The sequence below is a fragment of the Streptomyces sp. NPDC007157 genome, assembly GCF_040634235.1.
Taxonomy (GTDB): domain Bacteria; phylum Actinomycetota; class Actinomycetes; order Streptomycetales; family Streptomycetaceae; genus Streptomyces.
This window is the reverse complement of the sequence record NZ_JBEYFE010000005.1, coordinates 340,893-361,002: the sequence shown is the minus strand read 5'-3', so window position 1 is coordinate 361,002 and position 20,110 is coordinate 340,893. Positions and strand designations below refer to the sequence as shown.

The 20,110-nt window shown below is 71.1% G+C and carries 17 protein-coding genes, 1 tRNA gene and 1 pseudogene; 8 read left to right on the top strand and 11 right to left on the bottom strand.

Annotated elements, in window-relative coordinates; genetic code table 11:
• The 3 genes from ABZ642_RS11830 to ABZ642_RS11820 form a co-directional block, all read right to left on the bottom strand.
• On the bottom strand, positions 1 to 972 hold the full coding sequence (locus ABZ642_RS11830; RefSeq protein WP_360481015.1) for a bifunctional MaoC family dehydratase N-terminal/OB-fold nucleic acid binding domain-containing protein: 972 nt from the start codon (positions 970 to 972) through the stop codon (positions 1 to 3).
• Entirely contained in the window at positions 956 to 2,125 is a 1,170-nt protein-coding gene (locus ABZ642_RS11825) for an acyl-CoA dehydrogenase family protein (protein ID WP_360481012.1), read from the bottom strand. The genes ABZ642_RS11830 and ABZ642_RS11825 overlap by 17 nt, the downstream gene beginning before the upstream one ends.
• Before the next feature lie 185 nt (positions 2,126 to 2,310).
• Positions 2,311 to 2,628, bottom strand: coding sequence for a hypothetical protein (locus ABZ642_RS11820; RefSeq protein ID WP_360481009.1), 318 nt, complete (start codon positions 2,626 to 2,628; stop codon positions 2,311 to 2,313).
• Positions 2,629 to 2,987: 359 nt separating this feature from the next.
• On the opposite strand from ABZ642_RS11820, the gene ABZ642_RS11815 reads away from it, so the two are divergent.
• Entirely contained in the window at positions 2,988 to 3,935 is a 948-nt protein-coding gene (locus ABZ642_RS11815; protein ID WP_360481006.1) for a bifunctional DNA primase/polymerase, read from the top strand.
• A gap of 195 nt (positions 3,936 to 4,130) precedes the next feature.
• Here the strand turns inward: ABZ642_RS11815 and ABZ642_RS11810 are convergent, their stop codons facing one another.
• Positions 4,131 to 5,009, bottom strand: a complete 879-nt coding sequence (locus ABZ642_RS11810) for a GNAT family N-acetyltransferase (protein ID WP_360481003.1) — start codon at positions 5,007 to 5,009, stop codon at positions 4,131 to 4,133.
• A 277-nt stretch (positions 5,010 to 5,286) separates the two neighbouring features.
• On the opposite strand from ABZ642_RS11810, the gene ABZ642_RS11805 reads away from it, so the two are divergent.
• Positions 5,287 to 6,048: a calcium-binding protein gene (locus ABZ642_RS11805; RefSeq protein WP_360481000.1), complete on the top strand. Its 762-nt coding sequence runs from the start codon at positions 5,287 to 5,289 to the stop codon at positions 6,046 to 6,048.
• A 46-nt stretch (positions 6,049 to 6,094) separates the two neighbouring features.
• Here ABZ642_RS11805 and ABZ642_RS11800 read toward each other — a convergent pair.
• Positions 6,095 to 6,181, bottom strand: a tRNA-Ser gene (locus ABZ642_RS11800).
• Positions 6,182 to 6,241: 60 nt separating this feature from the next.
• Positions 6,242 to 7,726 carry a trypsin-like peptidase domain-containing protein gene (locus tag ABZ642_RS11795; RefSeq protein ID WP_360480998.1) on the bottom strand — a complete coding sequence of 495 codons (1,485 nt, stop codon included), beginning with the start codon at positions 7,724 to 7,726 and terminating at the stop codon, positions 6,242 to 6,244.
• 257 nt (positions 7,727 to 7,983) lie between these two features.
• On the opposite strand from ABZ642_RS11795, the gene ABZ642_RS11790 reads away from it, so the two are divergent.
• From ABZ642_RS11790 to ABZ642_RS11780, 3 genes are all read left to right on the top strand, one after another.
• Positions 7,984 to 8,811: a glycerophosphodiester phosphodiesterase gene (locus ABZ642_RS11790; protein WP_360480995.1), complete on the top strand. Its 828-nt coding sequence runs from the start codon at positions 7,984 to 7,986 to the stop codon at positions 8,809 to 8,811.
• Between the two features lie 218 nt (positions 8,812 to 9,029).
• A complete protein-coding gene (locus tag ABZ642_RS11785) occupies positions 9,030 to 9,668 on the top strand; it encodes an ATP-binding protein (protein WP_360480992.1) in 639 nt (212 codons plus the stop codon).
• 226 nt (positions 9,669 to 9,894) lie between these two features.
• Positions 9,895 to 10,884 carry a DUF5926 family protein gene (locus ABZ642_RS11780; RefSeq protein WP_360480989.1) on the top strand — a complete coding sequence of 330 codons (990 nt, stop codon included), beginning with the start codon at positions 9,895 to 9,897 and terminating at the stop codon, positions 10,882 to 10,884.
• A 368-nt stretch (positions 10,885 to 11,252) separates the two neighbouring features.
• Here ABZ642_RS11780 and ABZ642_RS11775 read toward each other — a convergent pair.
• Positions 11,253 to 11,801, bottom strand: a pseudogene (locus tag ABZ642_RS11775) (hypothetical protein); the annotation flags it as partial.
• A gap of 54 nt (positions 11,802 to 11,855) precedes the next feature.
• Positions 11,856 to 12,530 (bottom strand): bifunctional DNA primase/polymerase, encoded by a 675-nt coding sequence (locus ABZ642_RS11770; RefSeq protein ID WP_360480986.1) that lies wholly within the window; start codon positions 12,528 to 12,530, stop codon positions 11,856 to 11,858.
• A 613-nt stretch (positions 12,531 to 13,143) separates the two neighbouring features.
• Here ABZ642_RS11770 and ABZ642_RS11765 point away from each other — a divergent pair.
• From ABZ642_RS11765 to ABZ642_RS11755, 3 genes are all read left to right on the top strand, one after another.
• Positions 13,144 to 14,553, top strand: coding sequence for a PP2C family protein-serine/threonine phosphatase (locus ABZ642_RS11765; protein WP_360480984.1), 1,410 nt, complete (start codon positions 13,144 to 13,146; stop codon positions 14,551 to 14,553).
• Between the two features lie 111 nt (positions 14,554 to 14,664).
• A complete protein-coding gene (locus tag ABZ642_RS11760) occupies positions 14,665 to 16,134 on the top strand; it encodes an aminopeptidase P family protein (RefSeq protein WP_360480981.1) in 1,470 nt (489 codons plus the stop codon).
• Positions 16,135 to 16,284: 150 nt separating this feature from the next.
• Positions 16,285 to 17,649: a PLP-dependent aminotransferase family protein gene (locus ABZ642_RS11755; RefSeq protein ID WP_360480978.1), complete on the top strand. Its 1,365-nt coding sequence runs from the start codon at positions 16,285 to 16,287 to the stop codon at positions 17,647 to 17,649.
• Between the two features lies 1 nt (position 17,650).
• Here ABZ642_RS11755 and ABZ642_RS11750 read toward each other — a convergent pair whose 3' ends face one another.
• The 3 genes from ABZ642_RS11750 to ABZ642_RS11740 form a co-directional block, all read right to left on the bottom strand.
• Entirely contained in the window at positions 17,651 to 18,466 is an 816-nt protein-coding gene (locus ABZ642_RS11750) for a triphosphoribosyl-dephospho-CoA synthase (RefSeq protein WP_360480975.1), read from the bottom strand.
• A 10-nt stretch (positions 18,467 to 18,476) separates the two neighbouring features.
• Positions 18,477 to 19,409 carry an intradiol ring-cleavage dioxygenase gene (locus ABZ642_RS11745; protein ID WP_360480973.1) on the bottom strand — a complete coding sequence of 311 codons (933 nt, stop codon included), beginning with the start codon at positions 19,407 to 19,409 and terminating at the stop codon, positions 18,477 to 18,479.
• Positions 19,410 to 19,530: 121 nt separating this feature from the next.
• Positions 19,531 to 20,106, bottom strand: a complete 576-nt coding sequence (locus ABZ642_RS11740) for a GNAT family protein (RefSeq protein WP_360480970.1) — start codon at positions 20,104 to 20,106, stop codon at positions 19,531 to 19,533.
• Positions 20,107 to 20,110 lie beyond the last annotated feature (4 nt).

The following is a 20,110-nucleotide window of genomic DNA, read 5'->3' as shown; positions in this document are numbered from 1 at the left end:
TCAGACCTCCCCACCGAGACCGGCGAGGGTGTCTTCGCCCTCGACACCCCGGAAGACGGGCAGGGTCAGCGCCCCCTCCTCGTCCTCGTACCGGCGGAACTCCACCCGTACCGGCAGCCCGATCCGCACCTTGTCGTACGGCACCCCCACCACGTTGCTCACCATCCGCACGCCCTCGGCGAGTTCGATCAGGCCCACCGCGTACGGACCCGCCGCGCCGCCGGCGTGCTCGGATTCCGTGAAGGCCGGGAAGGGCGGATGGTGCATCACGACGTACGAATAGACCGTGCCCGCACCGGCCGACTCGACCGTGTCCCAGTCGGAGCAGCCGCAGGCGTTGCAACCCGGCAGCCAGGGGTGGCGCAGGGTGCCGCAGCCGGCGCAGCGCTGGATGAGGAGGCGGCCCTCGGCCACGCCCTCCCAGAAGCCGGCGTTGTCCCGGTTGATCACGGGGCGGGGCCGCGGCGGAGCCTTGACCGGCTTCCCCGCGGGCGCGTACTTGAGGACGCGGAGGCGGTGGACGCCCGCCAGCTCCTCGCCGACTCGGATGTCCGTGCGCGTGGTGACGAAGTAGCCCGTGCCCAGCTTCGTCGTCTTCCGGCCGGACACCGACTCGATCACCGTGTCGAAGACCAGCTCGTCACCCGGCCGCAGCGGGCGCAGATACTCCTGCTCGCAGTCGGTGGCGACGATCGAGACACAGCCCGCCTCGTCGAGCAGGGCGGACAGCTCGTCGTACGCGCCGGTGCGTGCCGTGTTCCCGGAGAGGCCGCCCATCGTCCATGCCTGGAGCATGGTGGGCGGGGCGACGGCATCGGCTCCCCGGTACGCCGGATTCGTGTCGCCCATCGCCTCGCACCAGTGCCGGATCATGGGCAGGTTGACCGGGTCCTTGCCGGTGCCCGCCCGGGAGGCCGGCAGCCCCTCGTACGCCTTGAGCCGCACGCCCAGCTCGTCAGTCCCCCCGGCCACGGCCACCCCTCCTCATCCCGAGCCGCATCGTCGCGACGATCTCCCGCTGCACCTCGCTCACCCCGCCCCCGAACGTGTTGATCTGCGCCGCCCTGTTGAGCCGCTCCAGCTCGCCGTCCCCGAACGCCCCCGGCGATCCGGACCGGACCAATGCCGCCTCGCCGACGATCTCCTGACACATGCGATACGTCGCGACTGCCGATTCCGTTCCCGCGAACTTCACGCCGCTGGCCTCCGCGGGGGCCACCCGCCCTGCCCCCGTGTCCCCCACCAGACGCCAGCTGAGCAGGCGGTTCGCCGCCAGCCGGGCATGCGCTTCGGCCAGCCGAAAACGCACCCAGGGCTCGTCAACACGGCGTCGGCCCGTCACCGGATCGGGGGTGCGGGCGGCGGTGAGCGCGGCGTCGTAGAAGTCCTCGGCCTGCATGGCGGTCGCGGCGAGGGCGACCCGCTCGTGGTTGAGCTGGTTGGTGATGAGCGACCAGCCGTCGTGCTCGGCGCCGACCAGGTGGCCGGCCGGGACGCGGACGCCGTCGTAGTAGGTCGCCGTGGTGATCTGGCCGCCCACCGTCTCGATCGGGGTCCAGGAGAACCCGGGGGCGTCGGTGGGGACCAGGAGGATCGAGATGCCGCGGTGCCTGGGCGCCTCGGGGTCGGTACGGCAGGCCAGCCAGATCCAGTCGGCGTGCTGGGCGCCCGAGGTGAAGATCTTCTGCCCGTCGATCCGCCATCCGTCGCCGTCCCGCACCGCCCGGGTGCGCAGCGCGGCGAGGTCGGTGCCGGCGGCGGGTTCGCTGTAGCCGATGGCGAAGACCAGGTCACCGCTGAGGATGCCGGGCAGGAAGCGGGCCTTCTGTTGCTCGCTGCCGTACTTCATGAGCGTGGGCCCGACCGTGTTGAGCGTGACCATCGAGACGGGGGCGCCGGCCCGGTACGCCTCGTCGAAGAAGACGAACTGCTCGTCGGCGCCCCGTCCTTGACCGCCGTACTCGACGGGCCAGCCGAGGCCGAGCAGGCCGTCCGCGCCGATACGGCGCAGCAGCGCACGGCGTTCCTCGGGCGCCTCGGGGGCGGGAGAGGGGATCAAGGACCTGAAGTAGGCGCGGAGTTCGGCGCGCAGCCGCTGCTGGCGTTCGGTGGGGGCCAGATGCATGGTTTCTGACTGTCCGTCAGATATGGCCCGCTGTCAAGGTCGAACAGGCCGCGCGCGGAGCCGGCAGGCGGAGAGTCGCCGAGCGGCCATGGGCCGGAAAAACGCCTGCGCGGCGGTACCGGAGTACCGCCGCGCAGGCGTGCCGCATCCCCACAGAGCACACCCCACCAGGGCTCAGTCGGGGACTACCACAGCCGGGTGAAGTGGACGGCAACGTTGTCGTTGCCCTGCTGGACGGCCGTCCACGCGGAGCCCTTGACCTGCGCGGTGTTGCTCTGGTTCGAGGCACCGTTGCCCACCGCGTTCTGCTGCGTGGTGGAGGAGTTGCCGTTGTTGTCGTGGCCGACGCCGCTGCCGATGATGCCCGCCACACCGGTGTTGGCGCTCGATCCGTTGCCCGCGAGCGCGCCGTTGTCCGCGGCGGCGACACCGGCGAAGAGAGCGGCGGCGAGCGGGAGGGCGGAGACGGCGGCGAGAACGCGGGCGGTACGGATGCTTGCCATGTTGTTTCCTCTCAGAGCCCGGCTATGCCGGAAACTACGTCAAGTAAGGCTTTTTCCAGGGCAGTTGGCCAACCGCCTCGGTGGTTGTCATCGACGTCGCGAGATCAGAATTGCCCACCGAATCCCCGGCGAACCAGCCCTGACGGGATCATTCGCCCTCAAGCGTGATGACAAGTCGATAAACCCCTTTCGCCATCTTTGGTCGACTCCAGCCCCAGTCATGACCAGTCCGGACATCGCCCCTTCAAGCGCCCCAAGGGAAGAACCGATCCGGCGCCCTTTCCGGCCAAGCTGCCGACCTCGGCGTGTCACACCGGGCACCTCTTCCCTTTTTCGAACGTACGTACGAACATGGATCCATGGCCACCACCGACCGGCAGGCCACGACGCTGGCCCTCGCACACGCCCTGTCAGCCGCCGAGCGCGGCCTGGCCGTCATCCCCCTGTCCCGGACCAAACTCCCGGCCCTTCGCTCCCCGCACCGATCCCAGTCCCCGGACCGATCCCCGGACCGGCCTCCGTCCCCGGACCGAACTCCGGACCGTTCCCTGGACCCCGGAGAGCCGGAACCGCCGCTGCCGCCCTGCCACGGCGAGTGCGGCCGCCCCGGCCACGGGGTGTACGACGCCACCACCGACCCGGCCCGCATCCGCGAGCTGTTCGCCGCGGCGCCCTGGGCGACCGGCTACGGCATCGCCTGCGGGCTGCCCCCGTACCGCCTCATCGGCGTCGACCTCGACGTGAAGTCCGGTACGGACGCCACCGGCGCCCTGCGCGAACTGGCGCTGCGGCACCTGTTCACCATTCCGCCCACCGTCGTCGTGCTCACGCCCAGCGGCGGCCGCCACCTCTGGCTGACCGGACCGCCGGACGCCGTGATCCCCAACTCGGCCGGCCGGCTCGCCCCCGGCATCGACATCCGGGGCGCGGGCGGCTACCTGGTCGGCCCCGGCTCCCGCACCGACCACGGCGTCTACGCCACCGCGCCCGGCACCGAACACCTGGTACCGGCCCCCTGCCCGCCGTCCCTGCTCCGCCTCCTGCTCCCGCCCCCACGGGCACCCCACCCCGCGACCCACCCCTCGGTCGGCAACCGCGGCCAGGGCCTGGTCCAGTTCGTCCTCGCCGCCCACGAGGGCCAGCGCAACACCCGCCTGTTCTGGGCGGCCTGCCGCGCCTACGAGAACGGCATCGGCCGCGCCCTGCGAGCCCCGCTGATCGACGCGGCCGTCCACACCGGCCTGACGGAGAAAGAGGCCCGCGCGACGATCGCGTCGGCGGCCCGCATGACCGGCCACCGCCCCTGAAAATCGAACGCCGACAACCGCCCGCCCGCCCCATCGACCTGCCACTCATGTCCCTGACCCGTGTCGTCCTCGCCTCATTTCCCGGCGTGCGCCGGTGGGCGCCGCCGCGAGATCACGGAGACGACGGACGCCAGGGAGTGGGAGCGGCGCACCGACGACCGGCGCAACGGCCGACCCGCAGAGCCCGCCGAGGTCCTAGCCGGCTTCCGGAGCGGCGTACGAGAAGTCGTACACGGCCCAATCGGTGAGCCTGCGGTAGCCGAGCCGCTGGTAGAGGGCGTTGCTGGTGGGGTTGGCCGCGTTCGTGTACAGCACGACCTCTCGGGCGCCTGCGGCGAGTGCGGCCCGGCTCACCTCGACGGTCACGGCGCCCGCGTAGCCGTGACCGCGCAGGTGGGCCGGGGTGTAGACGGGATCCACCCGGACCATGCCGGCGACCATCGGGTTCACGCCCGCCATGGAGACGGGAGTGCCGTCCGGGGTCTCCCACAGGGTGTAACGCTTCTCGGCGAAGCGGGTCCCGGCCCAGGAGTCCGCGTCGATGACGACGTCCTCCCCGACGTCCGCGGCGAACTCACGGCACCAGCGCATGAGGTGCTCGTGGTCCGGCTCGCCCATGAGCCGGGCCCTGCCCGAGGGGAACGGATCCGGCGGAGTGAGCGTGCCGAGTCGGTACAGGTGCATCCGGACGCGGAGCGTCGGCGTCGCACCGGTGTGCCGCTGCCAGGCCTCGGCGAAGGCGGTGGCGGTGTCGTGGTCCGCGCTGACAGAGGGCAGGGAGTGCCCGAGGGCGACCAGGGTGGCAGCGAGGTCGTCGGCCTGCTCGGGTGTCAGGGAGGAGATGGTCGGCCCCCCGGGCAGAAAGCGGTAGAAGAAGGCGCTGACCTCACCCGCTCGCTCCAGCCGGCCGAGCACGGGAACCCGGCCGCCCACCCCTGCCCTCCCGAGGGTGCGTAGCTTCTCCATCACCGACAGCGCAGAGGTGTGCAGGACGGGACGCGAACGCAGGAAGTCCCCGGCCCGGGCCAGGAAGGCGTCGGCGTCTTCGGTCAAGTACCAGTCGGCTGAGCGCATCCCCGAAGCTTTCCCATCCCGGCGGCACACGTCCAGACCGCACCCGTAAGGGGCGCCAAGAGCGGCTCTGACCTGCGACAGCACTCGGTACGCCCGCCGGACGGGCGGCAGGCGGGGTACAACGGGAAAAACCGCCGAGCATCCCGGGAACGCACAGGTCAGCGTCCATCGCCGCCCTGTCGCGATCGGCTTGCACGCGCGCCTCTAAACTCCGCACACCTGTTCAACATCCCACCGTTATGGATCAGGACGGTGGGCCTGCCCTATGGGGGGTTTCATGCGCAAGCTTGCCGTCGGCATCCTGCTGCCGTCCGCGGTGGCGCTTTCGGCTCTGACCGCTCCGGCCGCCGAGGCCGTGAGCGGGAACGGGGACCTGAAGATCACAAAGGTGTCGTTCAACGGTGGCAAGTCCGTCGTGGTCGGCACCACGGCGAAGAAGACCTTCATCCTGGCGATCACCGCCACGGACAGCTCCGGGATCAACGCGGCCTACTCCAGCATCTGGAGCACGGCAACCGCCACCGGTTTCGGATACCACGACAACCTGGGCTGCAAGGCCGTCAACGCCACCACCGCCACCTGCTCGATGAGCTACGTCATGGACCCGGGCTACCACGGACTGGAGAACGCGCAGGCGGGGGCCTGGCAGGCGTACGTGGACATCAGCTCCAAGGACCACGACGTCGTAACGCAGAACTGGCCCACCAAGTTCAACGTCAAGCGGTATGCCAAGCTCACGACCAACGCCTCGCCCGAACCGGTGCGCAAGGGCGCGACCCTGACCGTGACGGGCAAGCTCAGCCGGGCGAACTGGGACGACAACGCGTACCACGGGTACGCCAGCCAGCCGGTGAAACTGCAGTTCCGCAAGGCGGGCACCAGCACCTACACCACGGTCAAGACCGTCACCACAAGCAGCACCGGCACCCTGAGGACGACCGTCGCCGCATCCGCCGACGGCTACTGGCGTTACGCCTTCGCGGGCACCACCACGACGGCCTCCGCCAGTGCCGCCGGCGACTACGTCGACACCAAGTGATCAAACGGCCCCTGACCGATCTACCTGGTCAGGGGCCGTTCACCTGCGGTGGGTGTGGGATTTGAACCCACGGTGACATTGCTGCCACGACGGTTTTCAAGACCGTTCCCTTAGGCCGCTCGGGCAACCCACCCCGCGTCGACCGAGATCGGCGCGGGGAACAGAGTAACCGGTCGGCACGCGCGTGTGCGGGTCAGTTGTCGCCCACGCGGGAGCCCAGGGTCATTTCGACCGTGTGTTCCGAGCCGCCCCGCTTGTAGGTGACCTGGACCTTGTCGCCGGGCTTGTGGGTCCAGATCTCGCCGATCAGGGTGGGGCCGCTGTCGATCACCGAGTCGTCGAGCTTGGTGATGACGTCGCCGGGCTTGAGGCCGGCCTTGTCGGCGGGGCCGCCCGACTCGACCGCGGCCGCGCCGCCCGAGCCGGAGTCGGTGATCTGCGCGCCGTTGCTGCTGTCCTCCAGGGACACCGACGCGCCGATCTTCGCGTAGACCGGCTTGCCGGTCTTGATCAGCTGCTGGGCCACGTACTTGGCCTGGTTGATCGGGATCGCGAAGCCCAGGCCGATCGAGCCCGACTGCCCGGTGCTGCCCAGGCCGCCGCTGGAGGCGGACTGGATCGCGGAATTGATGCCGATCACCGCGCCGGAGGCGTCCATCAGCGGGCCGCCGGAGTTGCCCGGGTTGATGGAGGCGTCGGTCTGCAGGGCGCTCATGTAGGAGGCCTTGCTGGAGGCACTGCCGTCACTGGAGGCCACCGGGCGGTTCTTGGCGCTGATGATGCCCGTGGTGACCGTGTTGGACAGGCCGAAGGGGGCGCCGATCGCGATCGTCTCGTCGCCGACCGCCACGCTGTCGGAGTTGCCCAGGGCGAGCGGCTTGAGGTCCGACGGCGGGTTCTTGAGCTTGATGACCGCGACGTCGTAGCCCTGCGCGTGGCCGACGACCTCGGCGTCGTACTTCTTGCCGTCCGGGAAGGTCGCGGTCAGCTTGCCGCCGTCGAGGGCGTCCGCGACCACGTGGTTGTTGGTGATGATGTGGCCCTGGGTGTCGAAGACGAACCCGGTGCCGGTGCCGCCCTCGCCGCTGGTCGACTCGGCCTCGATGGTGACCGTGCTGGGCAGCGCCTTGCCGGCGACCGCCGCGATGGTGCCGGCCGCGCGCTTGACCTGGGTGGCGCCGCCGTCGGAGGAGGCGGAGACGGTCGTGGAGCCCATGTCGTCGTTGTTCTTGGCCAGCGTGTAACCGAGGCCGCCGCCGAGGCCGCCCGCGACCAGCGCGGCCACCAGGACGGCGGCGATCAGACCGCCGCGCCCGCTGCCCTTCTTGGGCGCGTGCTGCGGCTGCTGGAACGGCTGGTGTTGCTGGTACTGCTGGTGCTGCTGGTCGTACGGCGCGCCCCAGCCGACGCCGGCGGCCGACCCGGTGGCCGCACCCGCGCCGGCGTCCGCGTAGGAAGGGGTCGCGGGGGGCGGGGGCGGCCAGGAGCCCTCGGGGGCCCGCGGTGCGGCGTAAGGGTCACCCGCGGGCGCGCCCTGGGGCGCCTGCGGGATCGGGGTGGTCGGCGCTTCCCCGCCGTCGGACGCGGCTGCCTGCGGCGAGGCAGCGGGAGACGTCGGCGGCACGGGAGGTGCGGACGGGGCCGGAGGTACCGGGTTGCCCTCGTTCTCGGTGCTCACAGCTTCTCTCCTCGGTCCACGGCTTTTCTTCTCGGTCGCACTCGGTCACGCTCTTTCACGCTTGCTGTCGGTCCGGCGCGATTCAGCTGTGCACGTGCTTTTGTATGCCGTCAGCTTTTCCCACAGGCCGTCAGAGCACCATAAGCGGTGGCTGTGGGTATACCGACAACCTTTATATAGGGCTTGTCTGACAAAAGTTCCCTTTGCTGGCATCGGGGATGCCCCCACGTACGCCCGCACGGTGGCACCATGTCGCGGTGACCCACGCACCACAGCATCGCATCCAGGTCGTCGCCCACCGCGGGGCCTCCGAGGACGCCCCCGAGCACACCCTTGCCGCCTACAAAAAGGCCATCGAGGACGGCGCCGACGCCCTGGAGTGCGACGTACGGCTGACCGCGGACGGCCATCTGGTCTGCGTCCACGACCGCCGCGTCAACCGAACGTCCAACGGGCGCGGAGCGGTGTCGGCCCTGGAGCTCGCGGACCTTGCCGCCCTGGACTTCGGTTCCTGGAGGAAGGGCCCGGCCTGGCGGGGGCGGGACGAGGAGCCCGAATGGGAGTTCCGGCCGGAGGACCGCGCGGACACCGCCGTACTCACGCTGGAGCGGTTGCTGGAGCTGGTCGCGGACGCCGGGCGGCGGGTGGAGCTGGCGATCGAGACCAAGCACCCCACGCGGTGGGCGGGGCAGGTCGAGGAGCGGCTGATGCACCTGCTCAAGCGGTTCGGCCTGGACGCCCCGGCCACGGCGGCCGAGTCGCAGGTGCGGGTCATGAGCTTCTCCGCGCGTTCGCTGCACCGGGTGCGGGCGGCCTCGCCGACGCTGCCGACGGTCTATCTGCTGCAGTTCCTCTCGCCCCGGCTGCGCGACGGCCGGCTGCCGGCCGGGGTGCGGATCGCGGGACCCTCGATCCGGATCGTGCGCAACCACCCCACCTACATCGAGCGGCTGAAGCGGAACGGCCACCAGGTGCACGTCTGGACGGTGAACGAGCCGGAGGACGTGGATCTGTGCCTGGAGCTCGGTATCGACGCGATCATCACCAACCGGCCGGGGGCGGTGCTGCGGCGGCTCGGACGATGAGCCCGACGAGCCGGCTCCCGTTCCTGCTGAACGAGGCTCAGATAAAGAGTCGCGTAAGGAATCGCCGCACCCCTTGACCCCACAGCCCACTCACACCATTCTCACCTATCGGCCACACCATCGAAATCAAGCCACACGAAGCCATATCCGGGGGGTATGGCAACGAACCCGTCACAGGGTGTGCTCCGGCGCGTTCGGTCCGTATTCGTTCGTTGCGAGTGCGTCACCGGACATTCATTGGCCGGTTTCCGGTTCAGGCCGATGGGGCATCCACACCGTGGCGTGGGGCAAAGGAGGTCTCGGGGGTGGCGTTGGTGGTGGCACAGGAGGTGCCCACGTCGTCGAGCATGGCCGTACCCCATGGCCCTGCGGGCGTGGGGAAGGCGAGGCACCGCATGCGCGATCAGTTGCGCACCGGTGGCGTATCGGAATCGGTCATCGACGATGCCGTACTTATCCTTTCCGAACTTTTGAGCAATGCGTGCAAGCATGGCCGCCCCTTGGGGGACGCGCTGGCCGGGGACGGCGACGTCCGGGCCGCCTGGCGGGTGGACCCGCGCGGCCGACTGATCGTCGAGGTGACGGACGGCGGCGGACCGACCCGCCCGGCTCCCATGACCCCGTCGGTCACGGCGCACGGTGGCCGCGGGCTGAACATCATCTCGGCCCTGGCGGACGACTGGGGTGTCCGGGACGACGCCCGGGGCGAGGTGACGGTCTGGGTCGTGGTCCACAAGAACGTGAGTGATCCGGACGGCAGGGTCCGCCGGGACGCCTTCGCTACGCGCGTCACCGCGCCGGCCGCCCCGGAGATGGCCGGTCTGGACTTCGCCGACGCATTCGAAGACCTGGACTGACTGGACCGGACCGGCCCGGACCGACCTGGACCGACCGGTACCGATCCGGTTCGGCCGGTACCGATCCGGACCGCGCCATGTCCGACCTGTCCGGTCGGCGGCGAGCCGTACTGACCCGTCCGGGGGTGCCCGGTGCCGCGGCTCTGTCCACAGGTACCCGTGGCTCAGGGTATGAACGGCTAGGCTCCCGCCAGTACGAGACGAGCCGTAACCGGGAGACACCCAGATGGCCAAGAAGCGACCCCAGACAAAGGCCACGCGGCCGCAGCTCAGCGATGCGGCCCAGGCCGGAAGCGCTGATGGAGACTTTCCGGTTGTCGGTGCCCGGGAACCCTGCCCCTGCGGCAGCGGCCGGCGCTACAAGGCGTGCCACGGCCGGGCGGCCGCACACGCGGCGACCGAGCTGGTGCACCGCCCGTTCGAGGGGCTGGCCGGCGAGGGCGACTGGGTGGCACTGCGCGAGCTGGTCCCCGCCGCCACGGTCGAGCTGACCCTGAAGGACGGCCTGCCCGAGGGCGTCCCCTCGGTCACGCTCGCGACGGTACTGCCGATGGCCTGGCCGGCGCTGCGCCGCGAGGACGGCACCGTCCTCATCGGCCTGCAGAACGACACGGCGTCCGGCGACATCAGCCGCGACCTCGCCGACACCCTCCAGCGCGCCCTCGCCGCCGAACCGGGCACCCCGGTGCAGGGCCGCCGCGCCCCCGCCGACAGCCCCCGGCTGCAGGATCTGCTCGACCCCGAGGGCCCCTTCGTGCCGGTCGTGCACGAGGGCTTCGAGTTCTGGGTGCAGGACGCGGAGAACGCCACCACCGAGGTGACCGCCTCCCTGGAGCGGGCCAACGCGGCCGCCATCCCGACGGTGAAGCTGACCGGCGTCGACTCCGCCTACTGGTGCGAGACGCCGGAGAAGAACCATCTTCGGTGGGTCATGCCGTATCCCGAGGAGCAGCTTCTGGACGCTCTCGCGCGGCTGCACGCGGCGGGCGGGTCCAGTCTCGGCGAGGGGACCCGGCTGGTCGGTTCCTTCCGCGCCCACGGTCTCACCGTGCCGGTCTGGGACCTGCCGAGCGGTGTCGGCGCCGAGGACGTGGAGAAGCCGGCCGCGGAGTTCGCGGAGCGGCTCGCGACCGCTCTGGCCTCGGAGGCACCGCTCACGGCGGACGAGCGCCGGGCCCGCGGCGGGCTGACCAACCGGCAGGTCACGCTCAGCTGACGATCAAGGCCGACGGAGGGACGCGGCTGACCGACCGGTCAGCCGCTCCGGACCCGTTGACTCGGGTGACTCCTGTCACAACTTCCCTACGTGGCAAGCAAATACGTGTCCGAATAGCCGAGATCGAATTTGCGAACCGCCGATCTCTTGTTACGGTCTCAGTAGCCCGGTTGCTGGTGCATCCCCCGTCGCCAGCAACCGGGCCTTTTCATGCCCACGGTCATGCCGACGTCCGGTGTACGGACCGTAGCGATACGTCAACTCCCGCTTGACCCACCGGAGTTGCTGCCGGACAAGCCCGCGGCCTCCCGCCCGGCCTCCCGCCCGGCGTCGCCCCCGGAACGACTCCCGAAGTCACCCCCGGCATCGCTCCCGGAGCCGCTCGCAGAGTTGCTGGCGCTGCGCAGCAGCAACGGCCCGTCGTCGTCCCGCGCCGCGAACTCCGAGACGGCCGTGTAGGCGTCCAGCGCGCCCCGCGTGTGCTCCCGGGGCGTCTCACAGGTGGCGGGCTCGTCGTCGGCGTCCGCGGCACAGTGCGTCTGCACGGTGCGGCCGTGCGGGCCCATCAGGCTCAGCACGGACTCCAGGTCCGCCCCGGTGGCGTTGCGGTAGTAGGTGCGCGCCCAGGTGTCCGCGCCCTGGGTCATCACACAGGTCTGCGCCTCCACTCCGCCGGGAGAGGTGAGTTCGGGACCGCAGCGGGCGGCCGTGGCCAGGCCCAGGCCGAGCACCATGGGGGACCGCACGGGAGCCGGCAGCTTCTCGTCGTCGCTCCTGGCGGGGTGTCCGGCGGCGTCGCCCACCTGTCCCGCGGACGCCACGGTCAGCGGCAACGCGACCGCGCACACCATGACGCCCGCCAGGGCGAGCAGACGTAGTCGGGGGTCTGGGGGTTGCCCCCCAGAATTACGCACCATGTGCGGAAGATAACCAGCGAGACACGAGAAGCCGTGATCTCGCGCCCGACACCCTTACAACTCGGGTGCGCTCACACCCGTACGGGTGAGGGCGTCGACCACGGCGTCCACCACGGCCTCCACATCGGGCACCCAGGGCTTGGCCGAGCCGGGCAGCGGGGCGCGCTCCCAGCGGATGGCGCCCTGGCCGGTCTCGGAGGGGGGCAGGGCGAGATAGCCGCCCTCCCCGTGGAAGCGGAGCGAGCCCGGGACGAAGTCCTTGGCGTACAGCAACTCGCCCAGCTGCTCCATGGAGTACGGCTTGACGAGCAGCGCCCAGCGGGTGGGCGCCGCGACCACCGGCCCGAGGCGCATGCCACGGCGGTCGAGAAGAGTCAGGGCATGGGAGGCGGCGAGGGCGGGCAGACTGACCGCGCAGGGTGCCGCGCCGCCGGCGGCTCCGGTGGCCAGGATGATCGGCGCGGCCGGCCGGTTGCCCCACCACCAGCGCACCATGCGCTCGTCGGTGGTGGCCGCGAGCAGACCGGGGTCGAAGGGGTGCGCACCCGGCACCGTGCACTCCGGGTCGGGACAGGCACAGCGGGCCCGGCCCTGTGGGTCCGGAGCCACACCCGGGAGTACGGGCCACTGCCATTCCGTCGCGAAGGTCAGGGCCGCGCCGAGGAACTCAGGCCCCTTGTCTTTCCGCCTGGACAGGAGCCTGCGTCGCCTTCCGAGGATCTCGCGCATTAGCGCTCGTTCCTTTCCGTTGCACCGCTGGCAACACCGTGGACCACATCACATCATGTGTCGATCACTTCACTGTGCGTACCTGTTGGCGCATCACACCCCTGCACTGGCAAGGGGAACCCCTGGGGGTCGAGCCGGGGGCCGCGCCCGCATCCAATACTGCGTCCATCAAAAGCACGGCCACGGCGTGGGGGTGGCGAAGTCTGGCGTTTTGCCGTTCCGAGTGTTTCTCTCCGCCGCCGCCACGGGAGGATGGGGCACGGTCGTCGGTGGTTAAGACGCCCGGGTCCGTCGCCAGGTTCCGGGTGATCCCCAACCACCCCTGGCCTTCTCCGAGTACGTACCCATCACGACCGCTGTGACGCTCCGTGGAGCAAGGCCAGTCGACCGCAACGAGCCGTTACCCGAGTCAGTTTTAAGCCAACTTTGCTTTTGTGCAAGCCGTCCGGGAGAAGTCACCGGAAGACCCATGGACACCAGGAATCCCGGCAGGACAATGCTGGACATCCCCTCACGAGTGCGTGTACATGTGGAGACACTGCTAGCGGCGCAGAAGGACATGGGGGTTTGCGATGCTTTTGAGCAATACGCACAGGTCTGAAAGCCGGACACGATGAGCGCCCCGCACCCTCCGAAAGTGGCTGGAATCGATTCAACGGTCCCCACGCCCGCACACACTGTCGCGCCGGTTCCCCCCGCCCCGGGCGCACCTTCCGTCCCGAAGGCCCCCGCCGTACCGGCGCCCGGCACCGTCCTCCAGGACCGGCTGGCCGGCTGGGTCTCCGACCTCACCACCCTCCATGAACTGACCGAACGGCTCGCCCGCACCGGCGGACTGGAGCCCGCCCTCCAGGAACTGCTGCGCGCCGGTGCCGCCCTCGTGGGCGCCCGGCGCGGACTCGTAGCGCTGGAGCCCGCCGACGGTCTCGGCCCGCACACCACGCTCGGTCTCGGACTCGGCCGCGCGGACCTCGGCCACCTGGAGACGATCCCGGCCTGCGCGCTGCCGTACGGCACCGGCACCGGTACCGGCACCGGCACCGGCACCGGCACCGAGATCGTCCACCCCGACCTGTTCGCCGAGGACGGCCTCGACCCCCGGCACCGCGAGGTCGCCGCCCGCCTCGGCTACGCCGCCAGCTACGCGCTCCCCCTGACCACCGACGCCGCCGCCCGCCTGGGCGCGGTCCTGTGGCTGTACGACGGGCCGGCCGAGCCGAACGAGCGCCAGCGCCACCTCATCGGCCTGTACGTCCGCTTCGCCGCCGAGCACCTGGCCCGGCTGCTGGAAGTCGAGCGCACGCGCGCGTGCATGGCGACCATCGCCGAGGAACTGCTCCCCTCCCGGCTGCCCCGGGTGGCCGGTGTCCAGCTCGCCGCCCGGCACCGCACCGGCCCGCGCGGCGGCGGCGACTGGTACGACGCACTGCCGCTGCCCGACGCCGCCCTCGGTCTCGCGGTCGGCTCGGTCACCGGCTCCGGGCCCAGCGCGGTGGCCGCCATGGGCCGGCTGCGGGCCTCCCTGCGGGCGTACGCCGTGATGGAGGGCGAGGACCCGGTCGCGGTCCTCTCCGACCTCGAACTGCTGCTGCGGCTGACCGAACCGGCCCGCGCCGCCACCGCCCTGTTCGCCTACTGCGAGCCCGCGCTGCGCAAGGTCACCCTGGCCGGGGCCGGGCACAGCCCGCCGCTGCTGATCGGGGAGCGCCGCACCGAGTTCGCCGAGACATCGGTCTCCGCGCCGCTCGGGATGCTCTCCTGCTGGGAGGCGCCCAGCGTGGAGATCGAGGCCGAGGCCGGGGAAACCGTGCTCTTCTACACCGACGGGCTGCTGCACCGCACCGGCGACCCCATGGACCGCGCCTTCGCCCGGCTGCACACGGCCGCCGCGAGCATCCCGCGCGCGCTGCGCCACGACCCCGGGGCGATCGCCGACCATGTGCTGCACACGGTGCTGCCCGACGGGCTGGACTCGGCCGGCAGTGAAGAGGACGTGGTGCTCCTCGCGGCCCGTTTCGACTGATCGGTCAGTCAAAAAGGCAGGTCACCCGGTCAAGAGTCGTCCGGCCCTGGGGCGTCCTTCGGTACGACCGTACGATGGACGGGATCCAGTGCAGTGTCTAGGAGGATGACCGTGGCCGACGAGCTCAACCCGGAAACTCCGGAGACCCCGGAGACCGAGTCGGAAGAGCCGATCAAGCAGCGTAAGAACGGCCTGTACCCGGGCGTGTCCGACGAGCTCGCCGAGAACATGAAGTCCGGCTGGGCCGACACGGAGCTGCGCGACCTGACCCCCGTCGAGCAGGCCGAGCACACCGCCCGCCGCCGCGCCGAGCTGTCCGCCCGCTTCCCGGGCGACCGCCTGGTGATCCCGGCCGGCAACCTGAAGACCCGATCGAACGACACGGACTACCCGTTCCGGGCGTCGGTCGAGTACGTCTATCTCACCGGCGACCAGACGGAGGACGGCGTACTCGTCCTGGAGCCGAAGGACGACGGCCACGTGGCCACCGTCTACCTGCTGCCCCGCTCCGACCGCGAGAACGGCGAGTTCTGGCTCTCCGGGCAGGGCGAGCTGTGGGTGGGCCGCCGCCACTCGCTGACCGAGTCCGAGGCGCTCTACGGCATCCCCGCCGCCGACGTCCGTGAACTCGCCGACAAGCTGCGCGAGGCCACCGGCCCGGTGCGGGTCGTGCGCGGGTACGACGCCGGCATCGAGGCCGCGCTGACCGACAAGGTCACCGCCGAGCGCGACGAGGAGCTGCGTGTCTTCCTCTCCGAGGCGCGGCTGGTCAAGGACGAGTGGGAGGTCGGCGAGCTGCAGAAGGCAGTCGACTCCACGGTCCGCGGCTTCGAGGACGTGGTGAAGGTCCTCGACAAGGCCGAGGCCACGTCCGAGCGCTACATCGAGGGCACGTTCTTCCTCCGCGCGCGCGTGGAGGGCAACGACATCGGCTACGGCTCGATCTGCGCCGCCGGCCCGCACGCCTGCACGCTGCACTGGGTCCGCAACGACGGCCCGGTGCGCTCGGGCGACCTGCTCCTCCTCGACGCCGGCGTGGAGACGCACAGCCTCTACACCGCCGACGTCACGCGCACGCTGCCGATCAACGGCACGTACAGCGAGCTGCAGAAGAAGATCTACGACGCGGTGTACGACGCCCAGGAGGCCGGCATCGCGGCGGTGCAGCCGGGCGCCAAGTACCGCGACTTCCACGATGCCGCGCAGCGGGTGCTGGCCGAGCGGCTCGTCGAGTGGGGGCTCGTCGAGGGGCCGGTGGAGCGGGTGCTGGAGCTCGGACTGCAGCGCCGGTGGACGCTGCACGGGACGGGGCACATGCTCGGCCTCGACGTCCACGACTGCGCCGCCGCGCGGACCGAGACGTACGTGGAGGGCGTCCTCGAGCCGGGGATGGTGCTGACCGTCGAGCCGGGGCTGTACTTCCAGGCCGACGACCTGACCGTGCCCGAGGGGTACCGGGGGATCGGGGTGCGGATCGAGGACGACATCCTCGTGACGGCCGACGGGAACCGGAACCTCTCCGCGGGGCTGCCCCGGCGGTCGGACGAGGTCGAGGCGTGGATGGCTTCGCTCAAGAGCTGACGTGTGGTGTCAATGGCCGGGTACCTGGGTGGGTGCCCGGCCATTGTTGTGTTCTTCGGGTTCGTGGGAGCTGGTCGCGCCTGCGCGGCGGTAGCCGCACATCGACACGGCCCCACGCCTCTGGGTAGGTCCAGTCAACGGGGGTTACAAGTGGACGACTTCTGGAGTGGTGTCGAACTGCGTCTGGAGGGCGACACCGGCGACGGACGACGGGCCGGGCTGGAGCGTGCCCTGCGGGACGCCGTTCGCGTCGGGCGGCTGGTGCCAGGAGCCCGGTTGCCCGCCACCCGGCGGCTCGCCGCTGAACTCGGGATCTCTCGCGGTACCGCCAAGGCCGCCTACGACCAGCTGGTCGCCGAGGGGTATCTGACCGCTCGGCAGGGGTCCGGGACCCGGGTCGCCTCGCTTCCCTCCGGCGCCTGTGACGCTCCCGAGGCGGCCGCACGCGCGCGTGCGCCGCTTTTCGATCTGCGGCCCGGTGGGCCGGACACCGGGGCGTTCCCGGCGGCCGCCTGGTTGCGGGCGCTGCGGCGGGCCATCGCCGCAGCGCCCTCCCTGGCGTACGACTACGGCGATCCGCGCGGGCGGATCGAGCTGCGGACCGCGCTGTCGGGGTATCTGGTGCGGGCCCGTGGGGTGGTGGCGCCGCCGGAGCGGATCGTCGTCACCTCGGGGTACGTGCAGGGGCTCGCACTGCTCACGCGGGTGCTGGGCGGGTCCGCCGCCGTGGCCATGGAGGACCCCGGAATGCCGTTCCACCAGGAGGTGGTGCGCAAAAACGGGGGGACCGTGGTGCCGGTGCGGGTGGACGAACGGGGGGCGCGGGCGGCGGAGCTGGGAGACGCGGCGGCGGTCGTCCTCACCCCGGCCCACCAGTATCCGACCGGGGTCACGCTGCATCCGGAGCGGCGGCGGGCCGTGCTGGACTGGGCACGCGCGCGTGGCGGGGTGATCGTCGAGGACGACTACGACGGGGAGTTCCGCTACGACCGGCAGCCCGTGGGTGCCCTGCAGGGAGTGGCGCCGGGGCAGGTCGTGTATCTGGGGACCGCTTCCAAGACGCTGGGGCCCGCGCTGCGGCTCGGGTGGATGGTGCTGCCGCCGCATCTCGTCGACGCCGTCGCCGACGCCAAACTGCACAGCGACCATCACACCGAGTCCATCGGACAGCTGGCGCTCGCCGAGCTGATCGAGAGCCACGCCTACGACCGGCACGTGCGCGCGTGCCGGTTGCGCTACCGACGGCGCCGGGACCAGTTGCTGGGGCGGCTGGGCGCCGGCCGGAACGTGCGGGGGATCGCCGCCGGGCTGCACGCGCTCGTCTCGGTGGCCGACGAACAGGAGACGCTGGCCCGCGCGGCGGCCGCGGGGCTGGCGGTGGGCGGCCTCGGGGAGCACTGGCACACCGGTGGCGGTGCGGGGCGGCCGCAAGGCCTGGTCGTCGGGTACGGGACGCCTCGGGAGCGGCTCTATCCGGAGGCCCTGGAGGTGCTCGCCAAGGTGCTCGACGGCTGACTCACCGCGTCGGGAGGGCGTCCAGGAACAGGGCGCCGGCCAGCAGGCCCGAGCTGCCCCGCGGGCTCCAGGCGCGCTCGTACAGGTCGGCGTCCAGGGCGATCAGCGCCTCGGCACCGGCCTCCGTCGCCGTACCGCCCGCCTCCAGGACGCCGCGGGCGCCCGCCTGGACGTGACGCAGACCCAAGGGGCCCGCGGTGTAGAGGAGTTCGGTGTCCTGGAGGGTGGACATCACGGTGAGCAGGGCGTCGAGACGGGCCTGGTTCTCGGTGGCGCCCGCCCTGCGGGCCGTCGCCAGTGCGTCCAACGCCCGTCGTACGTGCGGGAATCCGGCCCTGGCCTCGCCCCGGGCGCCGGCCGCGCCGTACTTGGCGGAGATCGACGAACCCCGGGAGGGGCGCTTGGGGGCGCCCTTGTCGTTGAAGGCGGCGATCCTGCGGGCCGTGGCGGCGACCTCGCGGGCCTTGGCCCGGGGGTCCAGGGCGGTCGCGGCGACCAGGAGGCCGAGGGCCCACAGGGCGCCCTTGTGGCCGCCGCCGGCGAGTGAGACCGAGTGCTCGGTGGACCGGCCGATCGCGCCCAGCTCCGCCCGCAGCACCGGCGAGGCCTCACCGGTACGGCGGGCGGAGGCGGCCATCGCCGCGAGGCCGGGCGCCAGCGCCCTGGCCGACCAGCGCAGACTGTCGTGCTCCCGGCGCCTGCTGCGGGCGTCCAGGTCACGCGGGTCGGGCAGCCCCGGTTTCGGGGCCAGCGCCAGCTGACCGGTGAGCGCGGCCACGGCGGCCTGCGCCAGCGCGTCGTCCTCGCGGCTTGTCATGTCCCTTACCTTATGAGGAGGCGGAGGCCGAAGGGGAGGCGCTGTCGCTCGGCGGAGTGCCCGTCGGAGCGCCGCTGGGCGGGGTGCCTCCGCCGCCGCTGCCGGCGCCCGTGTTCTCGGCGTCCGGGTCGATGCCCAGGGTCAGGGAACCCTTGTAACCCTTCGAAGGGTCCTTCTTGTGCACGGCCTTCAGGGTCAGCAGACCGCTGGAGACACCCCCGCCGTCGTAGACCATGTCGTCGGCGAGGACGGTGTAGCTGCCGGTGTGCTTCGCGTAGGGGTCGAGGGCGAAGATCTCCTCGGCGATGTCGTCGGCGAAGAACAGCTGGCCGGTGTAGTTGACGATGCCGCCCTCGTAGGTGCCGTCCTCCTTCTCGCCGCCCGTGTGCACCTTCACGTGGATGTGGCAGGTGCGCGGGGTGTACCAGCCGGGGAAGATCGTCTCGAACTTGACGACCCCGTTGGCGTTGGCGATCTGGTAGCCGCGCAGATAGGTGTTGTCGTCGGCGGAGTCGCCCTCCTCGCTCTCCGCGGGGGCGGAGCCGCCCGGGTTGGCGGTGGTGTAACCGGAGTAGTAGCCCCAGGCGTCGCAGTGCCAGATCTCGACCGCGGCGCCCTTGACCGGGGTGCAGCCGTCGGTGGCGTCCACGACGGTCAGGCGAAGGGTGAGCGGGACGCCGGCCTTGCCCTCGGTGATGTCCTTGCGCACCAAGGCACCATCGAGGTAGTACGGGCCCTCCGTGACGCTGCTCATCAGCGTCATGCACTCACTGCTGGTGGAACTGGCGGAGGCCGTGGCGTCCGCGTCGGTGCCGGTGTCGGTCGCGTCGGCGAAGGCCGACTGGAAGCCGGCGACCGCGAGGCCGCCGGCCGCCACCGTGCCGCCGGACACCACGAGGGCGCGGCGGCGGGTGATCGACGTGTCTTTGTGGTTTCCCGTCATGGCCGACGAAGCTAGGAAGGCCGTTTGTCAGGGGCGTGGGCAGGGGCTGGCAACCGGCTGTGAACGCCCAGGAAGCTGAACTCGGCGGAAAAACACTGGTCACAGAGGTGGGGCGACGTCCTCACAGGGCCGGGTCGCGGTCGTGCAGAACCCGCTGGAACAGCCGGCTGTCCCGCCATTCTCCATTGATGTGGAGATACTGCGGCGCATCTCCGATCGTCTCGAATCCGCATTTCTTCAGCACGCGTTGCGACGTCGTGTTGTCGATCAGGGTGGACGCCTCGATCCGGTGCAGTCCCAGGACATCCCGGGCGATCTCGCATACCCGCTCCAGAGCGGCGCTGGCCAGACCGCGGCCCTGTTGATCACCGGCCACCCAATAGCCGACGTACGAACTGCAGAAAGGACCCAGGGAAATTCCGGAAAGGGTGATCGCGCCGACGATCCGGCGATCCTCGGCCGCCTCCATGACCCAGGGGACCATGATCCCGTCGGCGGCCTGTCGCAGCAGGCCATCGATGCGTTCGGCCTGGCCCTCGACGGTGAAGAAGGACTCGGGTCTGAGCGGTTCCCAGGGTTCGAGATGCTTTCGGTTGCCGACGTACGCGGCGGACAGCGGCTTCTCGTCGCCGACGGCAATGGGACGCAATATCACGCCGGGCAGGATTGCTTTTTCTTTAATCTTTCCGAGAATCATGCGC

What these genes read in the sequence shown, in the direction of transcription:
- ABZ642_RS11825 (WP_360481012.1), bottom strand. Translation starts at nt 2,125, where the DNA reads ATGCATCTGGCCCCCACCGAACGCCAGCAGCGGCTGCGCGCCGAACTC.
- ABZ642_RS11820 (WP_360481009.1), bottom strand. Translation starts at nt 2,628, where the DNA reads ATGGCAAGCATCCGTACCGCCCGCGTTCTCGCCGCCGTCTCCGCCCTC.
- ABZ642_RS11815 (WP_360481006.1), top strand. Translation starts at nt 2,988, where the DNA reads ATGGCCACCACCGACCGGCAGGCCACGACGCTGGCCCTCGCACACGCC.
- ABZ642_RS11810 (WP_360481003.1), bottom strand. Translation starts at nt 5,009, where the DNA reads ATGCGCTCAGCCGACTGGTACTTGACCGAAGACGCCGACGCCTTCCTG.
- ABZ642_RS11805 (WP_360481000.1), top strand. Translation starts at nt 5,287, where the DNA reads ATGCGCAAGCTTGCCGTCGGCATCCTGCTGCCGTCCGCGGTGGCGCTT.
- ABZ642_RS11780 (WP_360480989.1), top strand. Translation starts at nt 9,895, where the DNA reads ATGGCCAAGAAGCGACCCCAGACAAAGGCCACGCGGCCGCAGCTCAGC.
- ABZ642_RS11770 (WP_360480986.1), bottom strand. Translation starts at nt 12,530, where the DNA reads ATGCGCGAGATCCTCGGAAGGCGACGCAGGCTCCTGTCCAGGCGGAAA.
- ABZ642_RS11765 (WP_360480984.1), top strand. Translation starts at nt 13,144, where the DNA reads ATGAGCGCCCCGCACCCTCCGAAAGTGGCTGGAATCGATTCAACGGTC.
- ABZ642_RS11750 (WP_360480975.1), bottom strand. Translation starts at nt 18,466, where the DNA reads ATGACAAGCCGCGAGGACGACGCGCTGGCGCAGGCCGCCGTGGCCGCG.
- ABZ642_RS11745 (WP_360480973.1), bottom strand. Translation starts at nt 19,409, where the DNA reads ATGACGGGAAACCACAAAGACACGTCGATCACCCGCCGCCGCGCCCTC.
- ABZ642_RS11740 (WP_360480970.1), bottom strand. Translation starts at nt 20,106, where the DNA reads ATGATTCTCGGAAAGATTAAAGAAAAAGCAATCCTGCCCGGCGTGATA.